This window comes from Mycobacterium europaeum (genome assembly GCF_034555895.2).
Classification (GTDB): Bacteria; Actinomycetota; Actinomycetes; order Mycobacteriales; family Mycobacteriaceae; genus Mycobacterium; species Mycobacterium europaeum.
Map to the genome: position 1 here is coordinate 397,815 of NZ_CP157315.1, position 21,363 is coordinate 419,177.

21 protein-coding genes and 1 tRNA gene are annotated in these 21,363 nt (G+C 70.0%); 10 read left to right on the forward strand and 12 right to left on the reverse strand.

What is annotated here, in order from left to right:
- From U8D42_RS02060 to U8D42_RS02090, 7 genes are all read right to left on the reverse strand, one after another.
- The gene (locus U8D42_RS02060) at positions 1–603 is read right to left on the reverse strand and encodes a DUF1707 SHOCT-like domain-containing protein (protein WP_322859416.1); all 603 of its coding nucleotides are present in this window, start codon (positions 601–603) and stop codon (positions 1–3) included.
- A gap of 107 nt (positions 604–710) precedes the next feature.
- Complete coding sequence (locus tag U8D42_RS02065) at positions 711–1,490, reverse strand: enoyl-CoA hydratase family protein (protein ID WP_322859415.1); 780 nt, start codon at positions 1,488–1,490, stop codon at positions 711–713.
- Positions 1,490–2,656 (reverse strand): acyl-CoA dehydrogenase family protein, encoded by a 1,167-nt coding sequence (locus tag U8D42_RS02070; RefSeq protein ID WP_085243329.1) that lies wholly within the window; start codon positions 2,654–2,656, stop codon positions 1,490–1,492. The genes U8D42_RS02065 and U8D42_RS02070 overlap by 1 nt, the downstream gene beginning before the upstream one ends.
- Positions 2,657–4,690 carry an acetyl/propionyl/methylcrotonyl-CoA carboxylase subunit alpha gene (locus U8D42_RS02075; protein ID WP_322859414.1) on the reverse strand — a complete coding sequence of 678 codons (2,034 nt, stop codon included), beginning with the start codon at positions 4,688–4,690 and terminating at the stop codon, positions 2,657–2,659.
- A 5-nt stretch (positions 4,691–4,695) separates the two neighbouring features.
- Positions 4,696–6,291 (reverse strand): acyl-CoA carboxylase subunit beta, encoded by a 1,596-nt coding sequence (locus U8D42_RS02080; RefSeq protein ID WP_085243331.1) that lies wholly within the window; start codon positions 6,289–6,291, stop codon positions 4,696–4,698.
- On the reverse strand, positions 6,288–7,448 hold the full coding sequence (locus U8D42_RS02085; protein WP_085243332.1) for an acyl-CoA dehydrogenase family protein: 1,161 nt from the start codon (positions 7,446–7,448) through the stop codon (positions 6,288–6,290). The genes U8D42_RS02080 and U8D42_RS02085 overlap by 4 nt, the downstream gene beginning before the upstream one ends.
- Entirely contained in the window at positions 7,445–9,154 is a 1,710-nt protein-coding gene (locus tag U8D42_RS02090) for an acyclic terpene utilization AtuA family protein (protein WP_322859413.1), read from the reverse strand. The genes U8D42_RS02085 and U8D42_RS02090 overlap by 4 nt, the downstream gene beginning before the upstream one ends.
- A gap of 290 nt (positions 9,155–9,444) precedes the next feature.
- On the opposite strand from U8D42_RS02090, the gene rpmF reads away from it, so the two are divergent.
- The 5 genes from rpmF to U8D42_RS02115 all read left to right on the forward strand — a co-directional run bounded on the left by rpmF (position 9,445) and on the right by U8D42_RS02115 (position 14,046).
- Positions 9,445–9,618 (forward strand): 50S ribosomal protein L32, encoded by a 174-nt coding sequence (gene rpmF / locus U8D42_RS02095; RefSeq protein ID WP_007168835.1) that lies wholly within the window; start codon positions 9,445–9,447, stop codon positions 9,616–9,618.
- A 66-nt stretch (positions 9,619–9,684) separates the two neighbouring features.
- Positions 9,685–10,374, forward strand: coding sequence for a two-component system response regulator MprA (gene mprA / locus U8D42_RS02100; protein ID WP_085243334.1), 690 nt, complete (start codon positions 9,685–9,687; stop codon positions 10,372–10,374).
- A 16-nt stretch (positions 10,375–10,390) separates the two neighbouring features.
- Positions 10,391–11,935, forward strand: a complete 1,545-nt coding sequence (locus U8D42_RS02105) for a HAMP domain-containing sensor histidine kinase (protein WP_085243335.1) — start codon at positions 10,391–10,393, stop codon at positions 11,933–11,935.
- A gap of 75 nt (positions 11,936–12,010) precedes the next feature.
- On the forward strand, positions 12,011–13,489 hold the full coding sequence (locus tag U8D42_RS02110) for a S1C family serine protease (protein WP_322859412.1): 1,479 nt from the start codon (positions 12,011–12,013) through the stop codon (positions 13,487–13,489).
- On the forward strand, positions 13,489–14,046 hold the full coding sequence (locus tag U8D42_RS02115) for a MogA/MoaB family molybdenum cofactor biosynthesis protein (protein ID WP_067921405.1): 558 nt from the start codon (positions 13,489–13,491) through the stop codon (positions 14,044–14,046). Before U8D42_RS02110 ends, U8D42_RS02115 begins: the two co-directional genes overlap by 1 nt.
- On the opposite strand, the gene mscL is transcribed toward U8D42_RS02115, so the two are convergent.
- The 4 genes from mscL to U8D42_RS02135 all read right to left on the reverse strand — a co-directional run bounded on the left by mscL (position 14,043) and on the right by U8D42_RS02135 (position 16,318).
- Positions 14,043–14,498, reverse strand: a complete 456-nt coding sequence (mscL, locus tag U8D42_RS02120) for a large-conductance mechanosensitive channel protein MscL (protein WP_322859411.1) — start codon at positions 14,496–14,498, stop codon at positions 14,043–14,045. The two genes, U8D42_RS02115 and mscL, sit on opposite strands and share 4 nt — an antisense overlap.
- A 66-nt stretch (positions 14,499–14,564) precedes the next feature.
- Entirely contained in the window at positions 14,565–15,245 is a 681-nt protein-coding gene (locus tag U8D42_RS02125) for an SAF domain-containing protein (RefSeq protein ID WP_322859410.1), read from the reverse strand.
- A gap of 67 nt (positions 15,246–15,312) precedes the next feature.
- Positions 15,313–15,630, reverse strand: coding sequence for an FmdB family zinc ribbon protein (locus U8D42_RS02130; RefSeq protein WP_322859409.1), 318 nt, complete (start codon positions 15,628–15,630; stop codon positions 15,313–15,315).
- Positions 15,631–15,718: 88 nt separating this feature from the next.
- The gene (locus tag U8D42_RS02135) at positions 15,719–16,318 is read right to left on the reverse strand and encodes a 5-formyltetrahydrofolate cyclo-ligase (protein ID WP_322859408.1); all 600 of its coding nucleotides are present in this window, start codon (positions 16,316–16,318) and stop codon (positions 15,719–15,721) included.
- Positions 16,319–16,394: 76 nt separating this feature from the next.
- Between U8D42_RS02135 and U8D42_RS02140 the strand changes: the two genes are divergently transcribed.
- The 5 genes from U8D42_RS02140 to U8D42_RS02160 all read left to right on the forward strand — a co-directional run bounded on the left by U8D42_RS02140 (position 16,395) and on the right by U8D42_RS02160 (position 20,666).
- Positions 16,395–17,306 carry a UTP--glucose-1-phosphate uridylyltransferase gene (locus U8D42_RS02140; RefSeq protein ID WP_085243341.1) on the forward strand — a complete coding sequence of 304 codons (912 nt, stop codon included), beginning with the start codon at positions 16,395–16,397 and terminating at the stop codon, positions 17,304–17,306.
- A gap of 63 nt (positions 17,307–17,369) precedes the next feature.
- Complete coding sequence (gene glp, locus U8D42_RS02145) at positions 17,370–18,662, forward strand: molybdotransferase-like divisome protein Glp (RefSeq protein ID WP_085243342.1); 1,293 nt, start codon at positions 17,370–17,372, stop codon at positions 18,660–18,662.
- Positions 18,663–18,683: 21 nt separating this feature from the next.
- Entirely contained in the window at positions 18,684–19,337 is a 654-nt protein-coding gene (locus U8D42_RS02150) for a GNAT family N-acetyltransferase (protein ID WP_208859365.1), read from the forward strand.
- Positions 19,338–19,500: 163 nt separating this feature from the next.
- Positions 19,501–20,547, forward strand: a complete 1,047-nt coding sequence (gene sepX / locus U8D42_RS02155) for a divisome protein SepX/GlpR (protein WP_322859407.1) — start codon at positions 19,501–19,503, stop codon at positions 20,545–20,547.
- A gap of 46 nt (positions 20,548–20,593) precedes the next feature.
- Positions 20,594–20,666 (forward strand) — tRNA-Ala (locus U8D42_RS02160).
- Between the two features lie 102 nt (positions 20,667–20,768).
- Here U8D42_RS02160 and U8D42_RS02165 read toward each other — a convergent pair.
- Positions 20,769–21,143: a DUF732 domain-containing protein gene (locus U8D42_RS02165; RefSeq protein ID WP_322859406.1), complete on the reverse strand. Its 375-nt coding sequence runs from the start codon at positions 21,141–21,143 to the stop codon at positions 20,769–20,771.
- Positions 21,144–21,363 lie beyond the last annotated feature (220 nt).

Consider the following 21,363-nt stretch of genomic DNA (forward strand, 5'->3'; position numbering starts at 1 on the left):
CTAGCCGCGGGGCCGGCGGGCCTTGCGAACGATGCCGACGCCGCCCCACAGCGAAAAGCCGCGGATCTTCACCGTCGGGGCGCCGGGGGTGCCCTGGCCCAGGACGCTGCGGTCGAAGTTGCCCATCACGCCGCGGCCGTGAATCTCGACGTTCACCTCGGGCGGCAGCAAAATTTTTGTGGCGCCCATGATCGACATCGCGTGGATGTCGACCTCGGTCGAGGTGAAGTCGGCGTAGCGCAGATCCACCACCCCGTTGCCCCACAAGGCGAAGGTGGTCAGCTTCTTGGGCACGTTCCACCGGCCCCGCCGCTCGAAGCCGCTCAACAGGGCCAGCAGCAGGGTGGACGGCGCGGGGTTGGGCTTGCCGCCGCGGCGCGGGCTGATGGGCGCACCCGGCAGATCGGCCCGCAGCCGGTCCAGTTCCTCGTACGTGGTCGCCGCATACGCCCTGGTCAGACGGTCTTCGTAGTCTTTGAGCTGTAGGCGGCCCTGCTCGGCCGCGTAGGCCAGCAACTGCGCGAGCTGGATGCGATCAGTGTCGGCCGCGCGCGACGATTCGTCGCGCGTGTCGTTCGCATCGCGTTGCGCAGAGTTGCTCATCACCCACGAGCCTACGACCTCCAGCCTTTGCTGCAAGAGGAGTTGGTCAAACTGCAACCTCGCGTCGCGCCGACCGCTCGCGCGCGGGGCTCTTGTTTGACACCTGGCTAACTCACCCAGCCGGGTGTGCGCTTCTGCAGGAACGCCAGCATGCCCTCCCGGGCCTCCTCGGATACGAAGAGCCGGGCCGATTCTGCGGCAAGCCGTTCGGCGTCGCGGTCGAACCCTTCCAGCACCGCCGCCGTGGTGAGCGCCTTGGAGGCCGCCAGCCCCTGGGGCGAACCGCGGCCCACGTCGGCGAGCAGTCCGCCCACCGCCGCGTCGACGTCCTCGGCCGCCATCGTGACCAGGCCGATGTCCGCCGCCGTGGCGGCGTCGAATGTCTCGCCCGTCAGGTAATAGCGCGCCGCGGCGCGCGGGGACAGCTTCGGCAGCAGCGTGAGCGAGATGATCGCCGGGGCGACGCCGATGCGGGCCTCGGTCAGGGCGAAGGTGCTGCGCGGCCCGGCGACGGCGATGTCGCAGGCGCCGACGAGCCCGAACCCGCCCGCGCGGACGTGCCCGTCGATCGCGGCGATGACCGGCAGCGGCGACGAGACGATGTCCCGCATCACCGCGGTCATCTCCCGGGCCCGCGCGACGGCCATGTCGAACGGGTCACCGCCGCCGGCTTCACTCAGGTCAGCGCCGGCACAGAATGTGTCGCCGGTGTGGCCCAGCACCACAGCGCGCACGCCCGGGTCCGCCGCGGCGTCGCGCAACCCCTGATGCAACTGCTCGACGAGCGCGGTGGAGAGCGCGTTGCGGTTGTGGGGCGAGTTCAGCGTCACCCGCGCGAACGGCCCGCCGGTCTCGGCGGGGCCGGCGTATTCGACCAGCGTTTCCATCAGTACGACCGGGGCAAGCCCAGCGATGTCTGCGCCACGAAGTTGAGCACCATCTCGCGGCTGACGGGGGCGATTCGCCCGAGCCTGGCCGAGGCCAGCATGGCCGCGACGCCGTACTCCTTGGTCAGCCCATTGCCGCCCATCGACTGCACCGCCTGGTCGACCGAGCGGGTAGCCGCCTCGGCCGCAGCGTATTTGGCCATGTTGGCGGCCTCGGCCGCGCCCGCGTCGTCGCCGCTGTCGTAGAGCGCGGCGGCCTTCTGCATCATCAGCTTGGCCAGTTGCACCTCGATGTGGCACTGGGCCAACGGATGCGACAGTCCCTGGTGCGCGCCGATCGGCGTGCCCCACACCTGGCGGGTCTTGACGTAGTCGGCGGCCTTCTCGAGAGCGAACCGTCCCATCCCGACCGAGCTGGCGGCGCCCATGATCCGCTCGGGGTTCAGGCCGGCGAAGAGCTGCGCGATCGCAGCGTCCTCGGAACCGACCAGCGCGTCGGCCGGCAGCCGGACGTCGTCGAGGAAGACCTGGAACTGGCGTTCGGGACTGATCAGCTCCATTTCGATTGGGGTGTAGGTGAATCCAGGGGAGTCGGTGGGCACCACGAACAGGGCCGGCCGCAGCTTGCCGGTCTTGGCCTCTTCGGTGCGACCCACCACCAGCACGGCCTGCGCCTGGTCGATGCCGGAGATGTAGACCTTCTGGCCCTTGAGGATCCAGTCGCTGCCGTCGCGGCGGGCGGTGGTGGTGATCTTGTGGGAGTTGGAGCCGGCGTCGGGCTCGGTGATGGCGAAGGCCATCGTCAGGGTGCCGTCGGCGATGCCGGGAATCCAGCGCCTCTTCTGTTCTTCGGTGCCGAACTTGCTGATGATGGTGCCGTTGATGGCCGGGGACACCACCATCAGCAGCAGCGCACTGCCCGCGGCGGCCATCTCCTCCATTACCAGCGAAAGCTCGTACATGCCGGCGCCGCCGCCGCCGTACTCCTCGGGCAGGTTCACCCCGAGGAAGCCGAGCTTGCCCGCCTCCGACCACAATTCGTCGGTGTGCTCGTGCGCGCGGGCCTTCCGCAGGTAATACTCGCTGCCGTAGTTGGCGGCCCACGCCGCCACCGACTTGCGCAGGGCCTGACGTTCCTCGCTCTCGATGAAGCTGGTGTCGGTCATTTACGAATCTCCTTCTGCTTGCGGCGCTTCGACCCGCGGGTTTGGATGGTCGTGACCCACTGCGCCCGGCTGCGCCGCGCTTGCGATCACTCCTAGGACGGCGCCCACTTCGACTTGCTGGCCGGTCTTGACGTTGAGTTCGACGAGGACGCCGCCGGTCGGCGCGGTGATGGTGTGCTCCATCTTCATCGCCTCGAGCCAGATCAACGCCTGGCCGGCGTCGACGGTGTCGCCGGCCGCCGCGCCGATCCGGATCACGCTGCCGGGCATCGGCGCAACCAGCGACCCCTGCTCGACGGCGGATCCCGGCTCGGGGAACCGCGGCAGCGCCACCAGGTGCACCGGCCCGCGCGCCGAGTCGACGTAGACGTTCTCGCCGTAACGCGCGACGGCGAAGCCGCACGCCACCCCGGAACCGTCGGCGAGCACGACCTCGTCCGACGTGGCCGAGACCAGCCGGACCGGCTCGTCGTCGGCGAGGAGCAATCCCGTTCTGGTGAAGCGGTATTCGACCCGATGCTCGCCGCCGTCGGCGTCGCGGTAGGTCTTCACCTGATAGCCCGACGCCAGGTTGCGCCAGCCGCTGGGCAGCGATCCCAGGACCGGAGCGGTCGCACGGTTGTGCGCGGCGTCGGCGAGCGCGGCGGCGATCGTGGACAGCCGGACGGTCGCTTCGTCGGCCAGGGGGGCCGACAGTTTCGTCAGGTCGTGCGTGTCGAAAAATGCGGTGTCGGTGGCGCCGTCGAGGAACGCGGGGTGGCGCAGCACGTTGACCAGCAGCTCGCGGTTGGTGCGCAGGCCGTGCAGCCGGGTGCGGGCCAGCGCGTCGGCCAGCACCAGTGCCGCCTGCCTGCGGGTCGGCGCGTACGAGATGACCTTGGCCAGCATCGGGTCGTAGTGAATGGACACCGTCGATCCGGCCGCGATGCCCGAGTCGAGGCGGATGCCCGTCCGCCGCCCCAGCGTGGCGAATCGCGATCGCACCGCGGGAACCTCGAAGTCGTGCACGCGGCCGGCCTGCGGCTGCCAGCCCTGGGCGGGATCCTCCGCGTAGAGCCGAGCTTCGATCGAATGCCCTTGCGCGACGGGCGGTTCGGCGTCGAGCCGGTCGCCGTCGGCGACGGCGAGCTGCAGTTCGACCAGGTCCAGCCCGGTGGTCTCCTCGGTGACCGGGTGCTCGACCTGCAGCCGGGTGTTCATCTCCAGGAAATAGAACTCGCCGTCATCGTCGGCGAGGAACTCGACGGTCCCGGCGCCCGTGTAGCCGATCGCCCCGGCGGCCAGCCGGGCCGCGTCGAACAGCCTGGCCCGCATGCCCGGGGTGCGCTCGACCAGGGGGGAGGGGGCTTCCTCGATGATCTTCTGGTGCCGGCGCTGGATGGAGCATTCCCGTTCCCCGACGGCCCAGACGGTGCCGTAGGTGTCGGCCATCACCTGCACCTCGATGTGGTGTCCGGTGGGCAGGTAGCGCTCGCAGAACACCGTCGGGTCGCCGAATGCGGACTGGGCCTCGCGGCGGGCGGCCTCCACTTCGCGGGCCAGGGCCGACAATTCGCGCACCACCCGCATGCCGCGGCCGCCGCCGCCGGCGGAGGCCTTGACCAGGACGGGCAGCTGCGCCTCAGTGACGGAGTCGGGGTCCAGTTCGTCGAGCACCGGGACGCCGGCGGCGGACATCAGCTTCTTGGACTCGATCTTGGAGCCCATCGCCCGCACCGCGTCCACCGGCGGGCCGATCCATGTCAGGCCCGCGGCCTGCACGGCGGCCGCGAATTGCGCGTTCTCCGAGAGGAACCCGTAGCCGGGGTGCACCGCGTCGGCGCCGGCGGCGTGGGCGGCCGCGATGATCGCCTCGGCGTTCAGGTAGTCGTTGGTCTTCGGCAGCCGCACCCTGGCGTCGGCCTCGGCCACGTGCGGCGCGGCGGCGTCCGGGTCGGTGTAAACGGCGACGGTGCCCAGGCCGAGCCGCCGGCAGGTGGCGAACACCCGTCGGGCGATCTCGCCCCGGTTGGCGACCAGCACTCGAGTGACCATGGGGCTCACATCCGGAAGACGCCGAAGTTCGACGTCCCCTTGATCGGGCCAGTGGCGATGGCGGACAGACACATTCCCAACACGGTGCGGGTGTCGCGCGGGTCGATCACCCCGTCGTCATAGAGCATCCCGGACAGGACCAGCGGCAGCGACTCGGCTTCGATCTGCCCCTCGACGGCCGCCCGCATCGCGGCGTCGGCCTCCTCGTCCACCTGCTGGCCGCGGGCCTCGGCGGCGGCCCGCGCCACGATCGACAGCACCCCCGACAGCTGGGCGCCGCCCATCACCGCCGCCTTGGCGCTGGGCCAGGCGAACAGGAACCGGGGGTCGTAGGCGCGGCCGCACATGCCGTAATGGCCGGCCCCGTACGACGCGCCGATCAACAGCGAGATGTGCGGGACGGTCGAGTTGGAGACCGCGTTGATCATCATCGAGCCGTGCTTGATCATCCCGCCCTCCTCGTAATCCTTGCCCACCATGTAGCCGGTGGTGTTGTGCAGGAACAACAGTGGGGTGTCGGAGCGGTTGGCCAGCTGGATGAACTGGGTCGCCTTCTGGGATTCCTCGCTGAACAGCACCCCGCGGGCGTTGGCCAGGATGCCCACCGGGTAGCCGTGCAGCCGGGCCCACCCGGTCACCAGCGACGAGCCATACATGGCCTTGAATTCGTCGAACTCGGAGCCGTCGACGATGCGGGCGATCACCTCGCGCGGGTCGAACGGGATGCGCAGATCCGCGGGCACGATGCCGATCAGCTCCTCGGCGTCGAACAACGGATCGGGGGCCGGCCCGGGTGCGGGTCCCTGTTTGCGCCAGTTCAGCCGGGCGACGATGCGCCGCCCGATCCGGATCGCGTCGAGTTCGTCGACGGCGAAGTAGTCACCCAAACCCGATACGCGGGAGTGCATTTCGGCACCGCCGAGCGATTCGTCGTCGGATTCCTCGCCGGTGGCCATCTTGACCAGCGGGGGGCCGGCCAAAAACACCTTGGAGCGTTCCTTGATCATCACCACGTGGTCGGACATGCCCGGCACGTAGGCCCCGCCGGCGGTCGAGTTGCCGAACACCAGCGCGATGGTGGGGATGCCGGCCGCCGACAGGCGGGTCAGGTCACGGAACATCCGCCCGCCGGGGATGAACACCTCCTTCTGCGTCGGCAGGTCCGCACCGCCGGACTCCACCAGCGAGATGACGGGCAGCCGGTTCTCGAAGGCGATCTGGTTGCACCGCAGGATCTTTCGCAGGGTCCACGGATTGCTGGTGCCGCCCTTGACGGTCGGGTCGTTGGCGACGATCATGCACTCGACGCCCGACACCACACCGATGCCGGTGACGACGCTGGCGCCGACCTGGAATGCGCTGCCGTACGCCGCCAGCGGGCACAACTCCAGGAACGGGGAGTCCGCGTCGACCAGCAGCTCGATGCGTTCCCGCGCGGTCAGCTTGCCCCGCCCGTGGTGGCGCTCCACATATTTGGGGCCGCCGCCCGCAAGCGCTTTGGCGAGCTCGGCGTCGATCTCCCCGAGCCGGGTGGTCGCGGTCGATGCCGCGTCGCTGTAGGCGGCCGACGACGGGTCCAGCGTTGACTGCAGGACGGTCATGATTGGTATCCCAGCGTTTTCGCGGCCAGTGAGGTCAGGATTTCGGTGGTCCCGCCGCCGATGCCCAGGATCCGCATGTCCCGGTACTGGCGTTCGACTTCGGATTCGGCCATGTAGCCCATGCCGCCGAACAGCTGGACGGCCTGGTTGGCCACCCATTCGCCGGCCTCCACGGCGGTGTTCTTGGCGAAACACACCTCGGCGATCAGGTTGGTCTCACCGGCCAGCTGGCGTTCGACCACATGACGGGAGTAGACCCGGGCGACGTCGATGCGCCGGGCCATCTCGGCCAGGGTGTTCTGCACCGACTGCCGGGAGATCAGCGGCCGCCCGAAGGTCTCGCGGTCGCGGCACCACTGCACCGTCAGGTCCAGGCACCGCTGGGCGCTCGCGTACGCCTGCGCGGCAAGGCCGATGCGCTCGGAGACGAACGCCGCCGCGATCTGCAGGAAGCCGCTGTTCTCGGCGCCGACCAGGTTGGCCGCCGGCACCCGCGCGTCGACGAAGGACAGCTCGGCGGTGTCCGAGGACCGCCACCCCATCTTGGCCAGCTTGCGGCTCACCTCGAAACCCGGCGTGCCCTTCTCGACCACCAGCAACGAAACACCCGCCGCGCCGGGACCGCCGGTGCGCACCGCGGTGACGACGTAGTCGGCGCGCACCCCGGAGGTGATGTAGGTCTTGGCGCCGTTGACCACGTAGTAGGCGTCGCCGTCGCCGCGGACTAGCTCAGCCGAGGTCCGCAGGTGCCCCACGTCCGAACCGCCGCCGGGTTCGGTGATGGCCAGCGCGCCGATCTTCTCGCCGGCCAGCGTCGGGCGGACGAACTCTTCGATCAGCCGCTGATCGCCGGACGCGATCATGTGCGGCACCGCGATCCCGCAGGTGAACAACGACGCGAAGACCCCGCCCGGCGCGCCGGCCTGATGCACCTCTTCGCAGATGATCACCGCGTCCGCGCCGTCGCCGCCGCCCCCGCCGACCGCCTCGGGGAAGCCGGCGCCCAGCAGGCCGGCCGCCCCGGCCCGGCGGTGCAGGTCGCGCGGGAGCTCGCCGATGCGCTCCCACTCGTCGGCGTGCGGCAGGATCTCGCGTTCGGTGAAGGCGCGCACGGTCTTTCGCAACGCTTCGCGCTCGGGTGTTGTCCAGAGATTCATAACAACCTTTCGGGGATGTCGACATGCCGGCCGCGCAGCCATTCGCCCAGCCCCTTGGCCTGGGGGTCGAACCTCGCCTGGTAGGCGACGCCCTGGCCCAGGATGCCGTCGATGACGAAGTTGACCGCGCGCAGGTTCGGCAGCACGTGGCGGGTCACGTCGAACTGCGCGGCCTCGGGCAGCAGCTCCACGAGCAGCTCGACGGTCAGCGTGTTGGCCAGCCAGCGCCACTGGTCCTCGGTGCGGACCCAGACCCCGACGTTGGCCGAGCCGCCCTTGTCGCCGCTGCGCGCCCCGGCGATGCGGCCCAGCGCCACGCGGCGGGTCGGACCCTCCGGCAACGGCTCCGGCAAGGCCGGGGGATCGGCGGGCGCCAACTCCAGAGTCTCGGTGGCGCAAGGGATGTCACGGCGCGAGCCGTCGGCGTGCACCGCGACGTGCGGCACCTGGGTGGCATCGACGTAGCCGGCGGTGAACACGCCGTAGACCTGGCCGTCGCCCGGCGGGGCGGTCACGTGGAAGCCGGGATAACTGGCGAGCGCCAATTCGACGGCGGCCGAAGAGAATTGACGTCCGACGTTGGCGGGATCGGGGTCGCGGACCACGCAGTGCAGCAGCGCGCTGGCGGCCTCCTCGGTGTCGGCGTCGGTGTGGTCGGTGCGCGCCAGCGACCACTGCAGCTCCGCGGGCTTGACGCTCAGCGCGGCCTCCAGCTGCCGGCGCACCAAGTCGGCCTTGGCCTCGATGTCCAGCCCGGTCAGCACGAAGGTCATCGCGTTGCGGAATCCGCCGATGCTGTTGAGCGACACCTTGTACGTGGGTGGTGGCGGCTCGCCGCGCACGCCGCTGATGCGCACCCGGTCCGGCCCGTCGGCGGACAACGCGACGGTGTCCATCCGGGCGGTGACGTCGGGGTTGGCGTAGCGGGCGCCGGTGATCTCGTAGAGCAGCTGCGCGGTGACGGTGTCGACGCTCACCAGCCCGCCGGTGCCGGGGTGCTTGGTGATCACCGACGAGCCGTCGGCGTGCACCTCGGCCAGCGGGAAGCCGGCGTGGGTCAGGTCGGGTATCTCCGTGAAGAAGGAGTAGTTGCCGCCGGTGGCCTGCACGCCGCATTCGATGACGTGGCCGGCGACCACGGCGCCCGCGAGCCGGTCGTAGTCGGCGCGGTCCCAGCCGAAGTGCGCCGCCGCCGCCCCGACGATCACCGAGGCGTCGGTGACCCGGCCGGTGACGACCACGTCGGCGCCGTCGCCCAGGCAGTCGACGATGCCCCACGCGCCCAGGTAGGCGTTCGCGGTCAGGGGCGTGCCCAGGCCGAGGTCGGCGGCGCGCGCCAGCAGGTCGTCGCCCTCGACGTGGGCGACCCGGGCGGGGATGCCGAGCCGCTCGGCCAGGGCACGGATCGCGTCGGCCAGTCCGGCCGGGTTGAGGCCGCCGGCGTTGGCGACGATGCGGACGCCCCGGTCGCGTGCCTCGCCCAGGCAGTCCTCGAGCTGGGTCAGGAAGGTCTTGGCATAGCCGCGCTCGGGATGTTTCATCCGGTCGCGGCCCAGGATCAGCATGGTCAGTTCGGCCAGGTAATCGCCGGTGAGGTAGTCCACGTCCCCGCCGGCGAGCATCTCCCGCATCGCCGACAGCCGGTCGCCGTAGAACCCGGAGCAGTTCGCGATCCGGACAGCGTCGCGAGCAGGGGCAGAGGCCATGCAGTCCTCCAATCTGCGATTCACCGGTGAGCGCAAACCAACCAACCAACCGGTAGGTTAGCGGGTCGCGCCGGTGCCACGTCAAGGACGTCCGATCGCCTCCGGCGCCGAGATCGCCACCACGGTCGTATGACGGCGTCGGATCGCAGCCGTCACGGCAATCTGGGCGCCGGCGGCCGTCGTTTTGGTGAGCGCCAGGCCACCGACTATCCTGGTAGCAATCGTCGCACGTTCGGCCCCACCGGCCATGCCCCGCGACATGCCCCCGACACGAGGAGTTAGGCCCGACCATGGCCGTACCCAAGCGCAGGATGTCGCGCGCGAACACCCGTAGCCGTCGCGCGCAGTGGAAGGCCACCAAGACCGAACTCGTCGGTGTGACGGTCGCCGGCCAGAAGCACAAGGTGCCCCGCCGCCTGCTCAAGGCCGCCCGCCTGGGCCTGATCGACCTGGACCGGCGTTAGTTAATCTCGGCAAACACCCGGCGCGCCTCTCAGCCCGCTCTCAGGCGTCGGGACGACACTAGCTGCGTGCGGATACTGGTCGTCGATGACGATCGCGCAGTGCGTGAGTCGCTGCGGCGGTCGCTTTCCTTCAATGGCTACTCGGTGGAGTTGGCCCACGACGGGGTGGAGGCGCTGGAGATGATCGCCAGCGACCGGCCCGACGCGCTCGTCCTCGACGTGATGATGCCGCGGCTGGACGGCCTCGAGGTCTGCCGCCAGCTCCGCAGCACCGGTGACGACCTGCCGATCCTGGTGCTCACCGCCCGCGATTCGGTGTCCGAGCGGGTCGCCGGGCTGGACGCCGGCGCCGACGACTACCTGCCGAAGCCGTTCGCGCTGGAGGAACTGCTGGCCCGGATGCGGGCGCTGCTGCGCCGCACCAAGCCCGATGACGAGGACGCCGAATCGGTGGCCATGACGTTCTCCGACCTGACGCTGGACCCGGTGACCCGTGAAGTGACCCGCGGACAACGCCAGATCAGCCTGACCCGCACCGAATTCGCCCTGCTGGAAATGTTGATCGCCAATCCGCGCCGGGTGCTCACCCGCAGCCGGATCCTGGAGGAGGTGTGGGGGTTCGACTTTCCGACCTCCGGCAACGCGCTGGAGGTCTACGTCGGCTACCTGCGCCGCAAGACCGAAGCCGGCGGTGAGCCGCGACTGATCCACACGGTCCGCGGCGTGGGCTACGTCCTTCGCGAGACGCCGCCGTGACGACCCGCATTCGACGATGATCCGGTACCAACGGCCGCAACGCGTTCCGCTTCGCGCCACCAGCTCGCTGTCGCTGCGGTGGCGCGTCATGCTGCTGGCGATGTCGATGGTGGCGATGGTCGTCGTGCTGATGGCGTTCGCCGTGTACGCGGTCATCTCGGCGGCGCTGTACAGCGATATCGACAACCAGCTGCAGAGCCGCGCGCAGCTGCTGATCGCCAGCGGTTCGCTGGCCGCCGACCCGGGCAAGGCCATCGAAGGCACCGCCTATTCCGACGTCAATGCGATGCTGGTGAACCCGGGCCACTCGATCTACACCGCGCAGCAGCCGGGCCAGACGCTGCCCGTCGGCGCGCCGGAGAAGGCGGTGATCCGCGGTGACCTGTTCATGTCCCGGCGCACCGCGCTGGATCAGCGAGTCCTGGCCATCCACTTGCCCAACGGCTGCTCGCTGCTGATCTCCAAGAGCCTCAAGCCCACCGAGGCGGTGATGACCAAGCTGCGGTTGGTGCTGCTGATCGTCGGCGGCATCGGTGTCGCGGTCGCCGCGGTGGCCGGCGGCATGGTCACCAGGGCGGGTCTGCGTCCGGTGGCTCGCCTGACCGAGGCGGCCGAGCGGGTGGCGCGCACCGACGACCTGCGGCCCATCCCGGTGTTCGGTAGCGACGAATTGGCCAGGCTCACCGAGGCGTTCAACTTGATGCTGCGGGCGCTGGCCGAGTCCCGCGAGCGGCAGGCGCGGCTGGTCACCGACGCCGGGCACGAATTGCGGACCCCGCTGACGTCGCTGCGCACCAACGTCGAGCTGCTGATGGCGTCGATGGAGCCGGGCGCGCCGCGGCTGCCCGAGCAGGAGATGGTCGAGCTGCGCGCCGACGTGCTGGCGCAGATCGAGGAATTGTCCACGCTGGTGGGCGATTTGGTGGATCTCACCCGTGACGACGCCGGGCAGGTGGTGCACGAACCGGTCGACATGTCCGAGGTGATCGACCGCAGCCTGGAGCGAGTCAGGCGGCGCCGCAACGACATTCACTTCGATGTGAACGTGACCCCCTGGCAGGTCTACGGCGACGCCGCCGGGCTGTCGCGCGCGGTGCTGAACCTGCTGGACAACGCGGCCAAGTGGAGTCCCGCGGGCGGACGCGTCGGTGTCACCATGCGCCAGCTCGACCCGTCGCACGCGGAGCTGGTGGTGTCCGACCAGGGCCCCGGGATCCCGCCGCACGAACGCCGCCTGGTGTTCGAGCGGTTCTACCGTTCGACGACCGCACGCGCCATGCCGGGCTCCGGCCTTGGTCTGGCGATCGTCAAGAAGGTCGTGCTGAATCACGGTGGGTTGCTTCGCGTCGAGGACACCGTGCCGGGCGGACAGCCGCCGGGCACCTCGTTTTACGTCCTGCTGCCCGGCCGGCCGATGCCGCCCTCTGCGTATCCGGCGCCCGCCGCCGCGAACCCCGATGAGGAATCGGACGCCACCGTCCCGGTGGCCACCGATGAGTCGAACTCTCGGGAACCGGCGAACGTTATCTCAGTGGACTCTCAGTCCGCGCGGGCAAGGTAGGTCTGCAGCTAGTGTTGAGGAGCCCGTCGAGCCGACGGGCCGAATACCGAGATAGAGGAAGAGCGACCCAGCGACATGACGAATGACCCGAGGTATTCGCCACCGCCGCAGCAGCAGCCGGGATACCGTCCCGTGCCTAATCAGCCTGCGCCCGCCCCGACCCATCCGGGGACCTCTGCTTACGGCCAGGGGCATCAGCCACCGTATAGCCAGCCGTACGACTGGCGGCAGCAATCCCAGACCACCCAGTTCCGCCAGCCCTACGAACCGTTCAACGGCACCGGTCCCGGCCGGATGCCGGGAGGAGCGGGCGTAGGCCCCATGCCCGGGGCCGCCGGGACGGGCCCGGTCCCCGGCATGCTGCCGCCGATGCCGCCCGCTCCCCAAAAGCGGCCCCGCGCAGGGCTGTTGGCCGTCGGCGCGGTGGCCATCGCGGTGGTCTCGGCCGGCGTCGGTGGAGTCGCCGCCACGGCCGTCGAGCTGGGCACCCACACGACCAACGGCAGCGGGCACAGCGTCATCGGCGGGGGCGCCCCCAGCGTCCCGGCGGCGAACATGCCGCCCGGCAGCGTCGAGCAGGTTGCCTCCAAGGTGGTGCCCAGCGTCGTCATGCTGGAGACCGATCTGGGCCGCCAGTCCGAGGAGGGCTCCGGCATCATCCTTTCCGCCGACGGGCTCATCCTGACCAACAACCACGTGGTCGCGGCGGCCGCGGGGCCGGCGAAGGGTCCCGGCGCTCCCCCCGGCGGTCCGGGCGCACCCCCCAGTGGCGGACCGGGTGCTCCGGCACCCAAGACGACGGTGACGTTCGCCGACGGCCGCACCGCGCCGTTCACGGTCGTGGGCGCCGATCCGACGAGCGACATCGCCGTGATCCGCGTGCAGGGTGTCTCCGGGCTGACCCCGATCTCGTTGGGTTCCTCGTCGGATCTGCGGGTCGGCCAACCGGTGGTGGCCATCGGGTCGCCGCTGGGCCTGTCCGGCACGGTGACCACCGGGATCGTCAGCGCGCTGAACCGGCCGGTGTCCACCACCGGTGAGTCGGGCAACCAGAACACCGTTCTGGACGCGATCCAGACCGACGCCGCCATCAACCCGGGCAACTCCGGTGGCGCGCTGGTCAACATGAACGGCCAACTGGTGGGCGTGAACTCCGCGATCGCCACCCTGGGTGCGGACTCGCCCGACGCGCAGAGCGGTTCGATCGGGCTCGGCTTCGCGATCCCGGTCGATCAGGCCAAGCGCATCGCCGACGAGCTGATCAGCACCGGCAAGGCGTCCCACGCCTCGCTGGGGGTGCAGGTGACCAACGACAAGGGCTCCCCGGGCGCCAAGGTCGTCGACGTCGTGCCCAACGGTGCGGCCGCGAGCGCCGGCGTTCCCAAGAACGTGATCGTCACCAAGGTGGACGACCGCCCGATCAACAGCGCCGACGCCCTGGTGGCCGCCGTGCGGTCCAAGGCGCCGGGCGACAAGATTTCGCTGACCTTCCAGGATCCCGCTGGTGGTGGCAGCCGTACCGTGCCGGTGACTCTGGGGAAGGCGGATCAGTAATGCGAGTCGAAGAACCCTCGGCGGCGGGATTGTCGGAGCTCGGTTATACCGTGGCACCCATGGAGACGGGTGCGGAGCTGGTGGTCGGGCGTGCGCTGGTCGTGGTCGTCGACGATCGCACCGCCCACGGGGACGAGGACCACAGCGGGCCGCTGGTCACCGAGCTGCTGACCGAGGCGGGATTCGTCGTCGACGGCGTGGTCGCGGTCGCGGCGGACGAGGTGGAGATCCGCAACGCGCTCAACACCGCGGTGATCGGCGGTGTCGACCTGGTGGTCTCCGTCGGCGGCACGGGCGTCACGCCGCGCGACGTCACCCCGGAAGCCACCCGGGAGATCCTGGACCGCGAAATCCTCGGCATCGCCGAGGCGATTCGGGCGTCGGGGCTGTCCGCGGGCATCATCGACGCCGGATTGTCACGCGGCCTGGCCGGGGTGTCCGGAAGCACGCTGGTGGTGAACCTGGCCGGCTCCCGCTACGCGGTGCGCGACGGGATGGCGACGCTGAACCCGCTGGCCGCGCAGATCATCGGGCAGCTGTCCAGCCTGGAAATCTAGGCCTCGGCGTCGGCGCGGGGCCCGTGGTCTGGAGGGGGCGTCGTGCCTGTTCCGCCGTGCCTGCCGGACGAGTCGCCGTTGGTCTGGGCGAGTAGGTCGCGGATCTCGGTGAGCAGAACGATCTGGGCGTCATCGGCCTGCTCGACCTCGCCGCGCTTGCGCAGCGTGTTGTAGGGCAGCACGACGAAGAAGTAGACGACCGCGGCGATCAGCACGAAGTTGATGGCGGCCGACAGCAGGATGTTCAGGTCGATGGTCTGGCCGCCGCCGATGCCGATCTTCAGGATGCCGACGTTGGACTGCTGCTTGACGCCGATCCGGTTGATCAGCGGCGTGATGATGCTGTCGGTGAACTTGGTGACCAGCGCGGTGAAGGCGGTGCCGATGACGACCGCCACGGCCAGGTCGACGATGTTGCCGCGCGAGAGAAACTCCTTGAACCCTTTGAACATTCAGATGTCCTTCCTGGGATTGGACAGAGTTTGCTGTCGGTCGCGGGGCCGACGGCGGCGATCCGCTCAGTGCAGGGTGAGGGTCACCGCCTGACCCAGCGCCGAGCCCGCCACCGTGTTCGCCACGCGAGCCGGCAGCGCCACCAAGACTACGCGGTCGCCATCGCCTGCCTGGGCTTTTGGCTTGGCCGACACGAGCACCACGACGGCGTCGGTGGCCACCACCTTGGGGGCCGCCTGGGGCGGTTCCGGCGACCCGGTCGACGGCGCGGCCAGCACGTCGACGACGTCGCCGGCGCGAACAAGGTCGGTCAGGGCGCTGTCGGCCAGACGCAGCGCGACGATCCGGGCGCCTGGTCCCGCCGTCGAGGCGATCGCGGCCTCGGCCAGTCGGCTGCCCAGTAGCCGCACATCGGTGAGGACCTCGCCGCGCCTCGCGGGGCCGGCCAGCGTGGACCCGACCACGGCGCCCACATCGGTGCGTGCCCCGTCGGGAACAGTTGTCGCCAAACGCTTTTCGAGGCGAACGTCGGTCGGGGTCAACGCGGCGCCGGGCCGCAGGTCGTGATCGGCGACCACCACCTCGGCGTAGTCACCGGCGGGGTCGGCGCTCAGCGCGGTAATGCCGGCCAACACGACAAGCCCGCCCGCGGTGACTCGGCGCGCCAGCACCGTCCGGGTCCAATCGGGGCGCAGCCACCCCGAAAGGCGGCTCAACAGGCCAGGATTCAGCGACGATTCACCCACGCCGCAACGGTAAGCACGGCGGGGTCAGCGGCGAATGCCGGCGGCCCAGGCGGTTGTGGATAACCCGTCAGCTCGAGGCCGCGGCGGCTGGCGCCGTGGAGGTGCTGCTGGACTTCTCGCCAGATGCGGACTTCTCGCTCGAACCCGAGCTCGATCCCGAGTCGGTCGGCGAGGACCCGTTGCCCGAGCTCGTGGACTTCTTGCCGGACTCGCGGCTGTCGGTGCGGTAGAAGCCGCTGCCCTTGAACACCACGCCCACCGAGTTGAAGAGTTTGCGCAGCCGCCCGGAGCAGCGCTCACACGTGGTCAGCGCATCGTCGGAGAAGGCCTGCACGATGTCGAAGCGATCGTCACACTCGGTGCACTGATAGCTGTAAGTCGGCACAAAAACCTCCGGATGGTTGCAAAGCCTGTTAGCACTCTAGCGTCTCAAGTGCTAGAACCGCCACGTGACGTCACTCATTCCCGAGATGTCACCGCCGATTGAGGGCGGTCAACCCGGCCCGCGGCGTGAGCGCATGGGTCATCGGTATGTCGTGCCGCTCGGCGGGTAGCTCGTCCACCAATTCCGCGTCGCGCACGACCGCGATCAGCCGCGCGTGCTGGTCGCGGTAGCCCAGCGAGCGATCGTAGAAGCCGCGGCCCCGGCCCAACCGCACCCCGGAGCGGTCGACGGCCAGCGACGGCACCAGGATCAGCGCCGCCTCCGCGATCGCCGATGCCGCGAGCCACGGCTCGGGCGGCTCCAGCAGCCCCCACCGCGCGGAGGTCAGTGTGCCGCGGCGGTATTCGCCCCAGCTCAGCGGCAGCGGCGCGTCGTCGGCGGTGGTGCGCGCGATCGGCAGCAGCACCCGCCCGGACCGCCGCAGCAACACGTCCAGCATCTCGATCGACCCGGGCTCGGCACCCACCGGCACGTAGGCACACACCGTGCTGCCGCCGCTGAGCGGTATTTCCGCGGACTCCAGGTGCTCGCACAGCATGCGCGCGTCGCGGGCCCGCACGTCGTCGGCAACGCGGCGCCGGGCCGCCTGCAGTTGGGCGCGCAACGCGGCTTTACTGGTGGTCGCCATGTGTCAACCATGGCAGCCGCGTCTTCGCCCGCGCCACATCGCCTCGGCACGGCCCGTTCGGGTTATCGTGTGAACAATGTCAAGCCGAAAAGTGGTGGTCCCACACACGGCGATCGTGCCGGCCGCCGGTCTTGGTACCCGCTTCCTGCCCGCGACGAAGACGGTGCCCAAGGAGTTGCTGCCCGTCGTCGACACCCCCGGCATCGAGTTGGTCGCCGCCGAGGCGGCCGAGGCGGGCGCCGATCGCCTGGTGATCATCACCTCGGAGGGCAAGGACGGCGTCGTCGCGCATTTCGTGGAGGACCTGGTCCTGGAGGGCACGCTGGAGGCCCGCGGCAAGAAGGCGATGCTCGACAAGGTGCGCCGCGCCCCCCAGCTGATCAAGGTCGAGTCCGTGGTGCAGGCCGAGCCGCTCGGACTGGGACACGCGATCGGCTGCGTGGAGCCCACGCTGGCGCCCGACGAGGACGCCGTGATGGTGCTGCTGCCCGACGACCTGGTGCTGCCCACCGGCGTGCTGGAAACGATGGCGAAGGTGCGCGCGGAATACGGCGGCACGGTGTTGTGCGCGATCGAGGTGTCGCCCGAGGAGATCAGCGCCTACGGCGTTTTCGACGTCGAGCCGGTGCCCGGTGGCGATAACCCGGACGTGCTGAGGGTCAAGGGCATGGTCGAAAAGCCCAAGCGCGAAGACGCGCCGTCGATGTTGGCGGCGGCGGGCCGTTACGTGCTCGACCGCGCCATCTTCGACGCGTTGCGTCGCGTCGACCGCGGCGTGGGCGGCGAAGTCCAGCTCACCGACGCGATCGCGCTGCTCATTTCCGAGGGCCACCCCGTGCATGTCGTCGTGCATCACGGATCTCGACACGACTTGGGAAATCCGGGCGGCTACCTCAAGGCTGCGGTTGACTTTGCATTGGATCGTGACGACTACGGCCCCGATTTGCGGCGATGGTTGGTGGCGCGGTTAGGCCTGGCCGAGAAGTAGCCGGCCTGCTACGCCCGGGCCGAGACGGCCAAGCCCGTCGGGGTAAGGGCAGAGAGGCGCGCTGTGCGTTCTGTGGAGGAGCAGCAGGCCCGGATAACGGCCGCCGCGGTGGCTCCGCGGCCCATCCGGGTGGCCATCGCCGAGGCGCAGGGATTGATGTGCGCCGAGGAAGTCGTCACCGAGCGCCCGATGCCCGGTTTCGACCAGGCCGCGATCGACGGCTACGCGGTGCGCAGCGTCGACGTACTGGGCATCGGCGAAGTGGGCGTCGACGCTCTGGGTGAGCCGCCCGGCGACGCGGAGCTGGACGAGGACCGCCGCGAGGGCCTGGTTCTGCCCGTGATGGGGACCGTCGAGGCCGGGGCGCGCACGCCCAGCCGCCTGCAACCCCGTCAGGCCGCCAGGGTGCACACGGGAGCCCCGCTGCCCACGCTGGCCGACGCCGTCATCCCGTTGCGCTGGACCGACGGCGGAAGTAAGCGGGTGCGGATCCTGCGCGGGGCGCCGTCGGGTGCGTACGTGCGCCGCACCGGGGACGACGTGCAGCCCGGCGACGTCGCGGTGCGCGCCGGCACGGTGATCGGCCCCGCCCAGGTCGGCCTGCTGGCCGCGGTCGGCCGCGAGCGGGTGCTGGTGCATCCGCGGCCCCGGGTGACGGTGATGGCCGTCGGCGGCGAGCTGGTCGACATCTCGCGCACTCCCGGCAACGGCCAGGTGTACGACGTCAACTCCTATGCATTGGCGGCGGCGGCCCGCGATGCGGGCGCGGAGGTCAACCGCATCGGCATCGTCAGCAACGACCCCGCCGAATTCCGCGAGGTCGTCGAGGGCCAGATCAATCGTTCCGAGGTGGTGGTGATCGCCGGCGGCGTCGGCGGCGCCGCGGCCGAGGCGGTGCGCTCGGTGCTGTCCGAGCTGGGGGAGATGGAAGTTGTCCGCGTCGCGATGCATCCCGGGTCCGTCCAGGGGTTCGGTCAGCTGGGCCGCGAGGGCGTCCCGACGTTTCTGCTGCCCGCGAACCCGGTGAGCGCGCTGGTGGTCTTCGAGGTGATGGTGCGGCCGTTGCTCCGCCTCTCGCTGGGCAAGCGCCAGCCGATGCGCCGCATCGTGCAGGCCCGCACGCTGTCGCCGATCGCGTCGGTCGCCGGTCGCAAGGGCTACCTGCGCGGCCAGCTGATGCGCGATCAGGAGACGGGGGAGTATCTGGTACAGGCGCTCGGCGGCGCCCCCGGAGTGTCCTCGCACCTATTGGCCACCCTCGCCGAGGCGAACTGCCTCGTGGTGGTGCCCAGCGGCGCCGAACAAATCCGCACCGGCGAGATCGTCGACGTCGCCTTCTTGGCTCAGCGCGGTTAAGTGGAACCGTTCCGCACGCTCGTGAACCGGTTGCGCACCAACGCCCGCCATCCGGGCTGGCCGCTGGACGTCGGTCCGTTACGGGTCCCCGCGGGGGTGGTGCGGTTGCGGGCGGTGCGGATGCGCGACGGCACCCAGTGGAGCCGCATCCGGTTGGCCGACCGGGCGCACCTCGAGCCGTGGGAGCCCAGCGCGGACGGCGACTGGACGAGCCGGCACGCGGTCGCGGCCTGGCCGCCGCTGTGTTCCGGCCTGCGCGCGGAAGCCCGCGCCGGCCGCATGCTGCCGTACGTCATCGAGCTCGACGGGCAGTTCTGCGGCCAGCTGACCATCGGCAACGTCACCCATGGGGCGTTGCGATCGGCGTGGATCGGCTACTGGGTGCCGCGGTCGGCGACCGGCGGCGGGGTGGCCACGGCGGCACTGGCGCTTGGTTTGGACCACTGCTTCGGCCCGGTGATGCTGCATCGCGTGGAGGCCACCGTGCGGCCCGAGAACGCCGCCAGCCGGGCGGTCCTGGGGAAGGTCGGCTTCCGCCAGGAGGGGTTGTTGCAGCGCTACCTCGAGGTGGACAAGGCGTGGCGGGACCACCTCCTGATGGCCATGACGGTCGAAGAGGTGTCCGGATCGGTGGCATCGGCCCTGGTCCGCGCCGGGCACGCCAGCTGGGCCTGACCGGCCTAGCACCTCGCCCGCCGTGTGGCTACCGCGACACGAGTGACTTGTGGTGCTTGTGAGAGCCAAATTACAGGTGTGTAATTGTCCTGGTCACTAAGACCCGGCCGCGCTGGCCACCGGTGGGCTTCGCGGGGATCGGAACCGAAGAGAGCAGGTCGTCATGCCAAGCATTCCGCAGTCACTGTTGTGGATCTCGCTCGTAGTGCTCTGGCTGTTCGTCTTGGTGCCGATGCTCGTCAGCAAACGCGACGCCGTGCGCCGCACCAGCGACGTCGCGCTGGCGACCCGCGTCCTCAACGGTGGCGCGAACTCCCGACTGATCAAGCGGAGCGGCCCGGCGGCCGGTCATCGCTCCGACCCGAACTGGCAGCCGCCGGAGGAGTCGGCCGACAACGACCTCGACGACGAGCGCGACGTCGCCGGCGATGACGACGAAGAACACGGAGAAGACCACGACACCGAGGAACTGCGGGCCCCGCGCCCCGTCGTCATGAAGATCGCGACGCCCGAGCGCACCGAGCCCGACTACCTCGACGTCGATGTCGTCGAGGATTCGCAGGCGCTTCCCGCCGGCGTCGCCGCCGTGGCCGAGCGCGACCCCGAAGCCGACGAGGACGACGAGGATTCCGACACCGACGTGGTCGCCCACGCCGGCGGCGAAGACGACGAGGGCTACGAATACGTCGACGACTCCTCCGGGCTGGAGCCGGAAGCCGAAGCCGAAGGCGACGAGGAGGAGATGCCCGCGCCGGTGCCGCGGAACGCCTCGCGGCGCCGCCGGTTCGACGCGAAGACCGCCGCCGCGGTCAGCGCCCGCAAGTACAAGTTCCGCAAGCGCGTGCTGATGGTGATGGCGGTCGTGCTGGTGGGCTCGGCCACGGCCGCGTTCAAGATATCGTCGAGTGCCTGGTGGGTGTGTGGCACCGCCACCGCCGTGACGCTGGTCTACCTGGCTTACCTGCGCAGGCAGACCCGCATCGAGGAGAAGATCCGTCGCCGCCGGATGCAGCGGATGGCGCGGGCCCGGATGGGCGTGGAGAACGCCTACGACCGCGGCTACGACCTGGTGCCGTCGCGGCTGCGGCGCCCCGGCGCGGTGGTTCTCGAGATCGACGACGAGGACCCGATCTTCGAGCACCTGGACTACGCGATGCCGATGCGCAACTACGGCTGGCCGCGGGATCTGCCGCGGGCCGTCGGCGAGTAGTGCGGTTCGGCGGTTCGGCCCGCGGCTGGTAGCCTGCTAGCGATCAGGGGCTATGGCGCAGTTGGTAGCGCGACTCGTTCGCATCGAGTAGGTCAGGGGTTCGAATCCCCTTAGCTCCACCCGAGAAATCGCCGCTAACCCGGCTTCGGCGGGTTGGGGTAATCGCCGTCCACGCGTACGCGTGGGTGAAACAACTCGGCTTTTCGCTCCGCGGCGCCCGCTCACATCAGCGGGGGAAACGGCAGCAGCCAGATCACCGAAGGGTCGACGCAGCCCCGGTATTGCGGACAATACGATGCCACCGAAGCGCCGACGAAGAAGCCGGCTTGCCGACTTGTCGAAACGTTCAGCTGCGTATCCTTCAGCACCTTCAACGCCAGCACGCTTGAGTCTTGGCCTCTATCAAGTCCGGTGCATACCGCGTGGCCGTGCGCAATCGTGGTGCCGGGGTCATCGACGGCGATCCCGTAATTCTCCAGGGCCGCGATGAAGGCATCATCGGCTGGATCTGCCGATGCTGACGCTGCGGGAAGCAGCATCGCGGCGGCCAGCACGAGCGCGCCGACTTTCGACCACTTTCCAGGACCGACGTTCATCTGGTCGAGGCATCCTCTCGGTGTGAGGCGAATCGGCTGCTACGCAGTCGTGGGATCTCACTGTCCGCCCCGCGCTGAAGCGCGTGGTAGGGCCCAAAGTCCTCCGCCGCCGGACCCTCCGTCGCATTCCGGCACCTCGGCAACGACTGTAAACAACAGGCTTTGGTTGACTCGACCCAACCCGGCCGCGTGCCGATATGCGCTTCTCCTATGGACGGCA

Bases quoted from the DNA above. Each gene is read 5' to 3' on its own strand.
- U8D42_RS02060 (WP_322859416.1), bottom strand. From the start codon at position 603: ATGAGCAACTCTGCGCAACGCGATGCGAACGACACGCGCGACGAATCG.
- U8D42_RS02065 (WP_322859415.1), bottom strand. From the start codon at position 1,490: ATGGAAACGCTGGTCGAATACGCCGGCCCCGCCGAGACCGGCGGGCCG.
- U8D42_RS02070 (WP_085243329.1), bottom strand. From the start codon at position 2,656: ATGACCGACACCAGCTTCATCGAGAGCGAGGAACGTCAGGCCCTGCGC.
- U8D42_RS02075 (WP_322859414.1), bottom strand. From the start codon at position 4,690: ATGGTCACTCGAGTGCTGGTCGCCAACCGGGGCGAGATCGCCCGACGG.
- U8D42_RS02080 (WP_085243331.1), bottom strand. From the start codon at position 6,291: ATGACCGTCCTGCAGTCAACGCTGGACCCGTCGTCGGCCGCCTACAGC.
- U8D42_RS02085 (WP_085243332.1), bottom strand. From the start codon at position 7,448: ATGAATCTCTGGACAACACCCGAGCGCGAAGCGTTGCGAAAGACCGTG.
- U8D42_RS02090 (WP_322859413.1), bottom strand. From the start codon at position 9,154: ATGGCCTCTGCCCCTGCTCGCGACGCTGTCCGGATCGCGAACTGCTCC.
- rpmF (WP_007168835.1), top strand. From the start codon at position 9,445: ATGGCCGTACCCAAGCGCAGGATGTCGCGCGCGAACACCCGTAGCCGT.
- U8D42_RS02105 (WP_085243335.1), top strand. From the start codon at position 10,391: ATGATCCGGTACCAACGGCCGCAACGCGTTCCGCTTCGCGCCACCAGC.
- U8D42_RS02110 (WP_322859412.1), top strand. From the start codon at position 12,011: ATGACGAATGACCCGAGGTATTCGCCACCGCCGCAGCAGCAGCCGGGA.
- U8D42_RS02115 (WP_067921405.1), top strand. From the start codon at position 13,489: ATGCGAGTCGAAGAACCCTCGGCGGCGGGATTGTCGGAGCTCGGTTAT.
- mscL (WP_322859411.1), bottom strand. From the start codon at position 14,498: ATGTTCAAAGGGTTCAAGGAGTTTCTCTCGCGCGGCAACATCGTCGAC.
- U8D42_RS02135 (WP_322859408.1), bottom strand. From the start codon at position 16,318: ATGGCGACCACCAGTAAAGCCGCGTTGCGCGCCCAACTGCAGGCGGCC.
- U8D42_RS02140 (WP_085243341.1), top strand. From the start codon at position 16,395: ATGTCAAGCCGAAAAGTGGTGGTCCCACACACGGCGATCGTGCCGGCC.
- sepX (WP_322859407.1), top strand. From the start codon at position 19,501: ATGCCAAGCATTCCGCAGTCACTGTTGTGGATCTCGCTCGTAGTGCTC.
- U8D42_RS02165 (WP_322859406.1), bottom strand. From the start codon at position 21,143: ATGAACGTCGGTCCTGGAAAGTGGTCGAAAGTCGGCGCGCTCGTGCTG.